Source organism: Pectobacterium polonicum, from assembly GCF_005497185.1.
Taxonomy (GTDB): Bacteria; Pseudomonadota; Gammaproteobacteria; order Enterobacterales; family Enterobacteriaceae; genus Pectobacterium; species Pectobacterium polonicum.
The window spans coordinates 1-1666 of record NZ_RJTN01000060.1 but is presented as its reverse complement, the minus strand read 5'-3'; the positions used below and the strand labels follow the sequence as shown (position 1 = coordinate 1666).

Here is a 1666-nt window from a genome sequence, read left to right as displayed (position 1 = left end):
AACCAACAGATGCGGAAAAAAGAGGGTAACGGAGATCCTGCTGGCGGTACGCAGGTTAATGCCGAGGCCATTACCGCCGCCGTGAATGCCGCTATTAAGCCGCTGACGGACAAAATCGGCACGCTGGAAACGCAGTTGCAGGCAAACACCGACAAAGTGCTGAACGAAAAGCGCCAGGCTGTGAAGGTGAAATTCGGTCTGGAAGATGCAGCAGTCAACGCATTGCAGGGCGACGCGCTGGATGGCCTTTTCGCCAAGTGCCAAACGTCCACCGGCATTAATGGTGGTTATCAGGCTAACGCCGACGATCAGGATCAGTGGAAAGGTTGCGACCTGAACGCTGGCATGGATGAGGACAAAAAATAATGGCAAACGTCATTTATCGCGGTCCGGTCGAGCGTGAGCCGGAAACCATCAACATGCCTATCGGCTTTGCCGGTACTCCGGGCATTGTGGTTAAGAAGCTGACTGTGGCGGCCACGCCAGCCGCAGACGCCAAGGGGCGGATCTTCATCCTTGGTAATCGCCGTTTCATTGGGCAAGACATCAATACGGCATACGCAGCAAACGAGACCGCCGTGCTGTATCGCACCGAGCCTGAACAGGAATATTACGTCCAGTTGGCCGCCGCAGCCTACACCATCGGTCAGGAACTGACGGTTGGTGCTGCTGGTGTGTTTAAAGCGGCTGCCGCTGGTGATGTTGTTATTGCCACCTTTGACGAAAAGGCGAGCCGTACTCTTGCCGCGCAAGGGTTTGCCGATGTCGTGATCATTAACGCCTACGTCAAAGCGGCCTAAGGGGAAAACTCAATGTTGAAGTTTACGAAAGAGCAGCAGGCGCTAATCCTCAACGCGCGCCGTCGCTGGGATACTATGCAGCGCAACATGGCTGTACAGCATGGTTTTGCGGTGAATGATGCCAATGGCCGGTTTATCGCTTTCAACGAACTGGAAGGTAATGCCTCCGTTCTGCCTCGTGATGTATGGGGCGAATGGGACCGCACGGCCATCACCATTCAGCGTGATGTATTGGCCGTATTCAACGATCTGGCGGCCAGCGTTTCCCGCCCGATGCCGTTGGGTAAAATCATCCACTACTTCATGACGCTGTCCGATTCTGGCGACGTGAATGTCAGCCTGGATGGTCGCGGCAAAGCGAAAACGGACCAGCCAGTCATGGCGTATGAAGGCACGCCGCTGCCGATTTTTGACAGCGAATTGTCTTTCGGCTGGCGTCAGATGCTGGCGGCTCAGACTGAGGGTTACTCGCTTGATAGCGACGCCATTCCTAACCATCAGCGCAAAATCGCCGAGAAGTTGGAAGACCTGGTGCTGAACGGTGACTCGAGCGTTAACGTGGGTGGCTCGACCATCTACGGCCTGCGCAACGCACCGTACCGCGCAACCGGTACTCATGGTCTGGATCTGAATGGTGCTACTGGTGCGCAATGGGTAGCGGCTATCAAAAACCTGATTAGCCTGCTGCATGCCAAGAATTTCTATGCGCCGGTGACCATCTACCTGAACTATTCGGACTGGTTCTACACGACCACTACGGATTACGTCGCCAATTATCCGAAGACCATTTTCACCCGCATCATGGAAATCCCCGGCGTTCAGGCGTTGATTCCCGCGTCTCGCGTACCAGTGAATGAGTTGCTGGG

General features: G+C 55.1%; 2 protein-coding genes and 1 pseudogene. All 3 read left to right on the top strand.

Annotation, left to right across the window (positions count from 1 at the left end; genetic code table 11):
* Positions 1-366, top strand: a pseudogene (locus EDI29_RS22860) (DUF2213 domain-containing protein); the annotation flags it as partial.
* Positions 366-800: a hypothetical protein gene (locus EDI29_RS22595; protein ID WP_137742660.1), complete on the top strand. Its 435-nt coding sequence runs from the start codon at positions 366-368 to the stop codon at positions 798-800. The pseudogene EDI29_RS22860 and the gene EDI29_RS22595, both read left to right, overlap by 1 nt.
* Positions 801-812: 12 nt before the next feature.
* Positions 813-1666 (top strand): major capsid protein (locus EDI29_RS22590; protein ID WP_137742659.1); only part of this gene is annotated, 854 nt, incomplete at its 3' end.

Coding starts and splice junctions, on each gene's coding strand:
- EDI29_RS22595 (WP_137742660.1), top strand. CDS start 366: ATGGCAAACGTCATTTATCGCGGTCCGGTCGAGCGTGAGCCGGAAACC.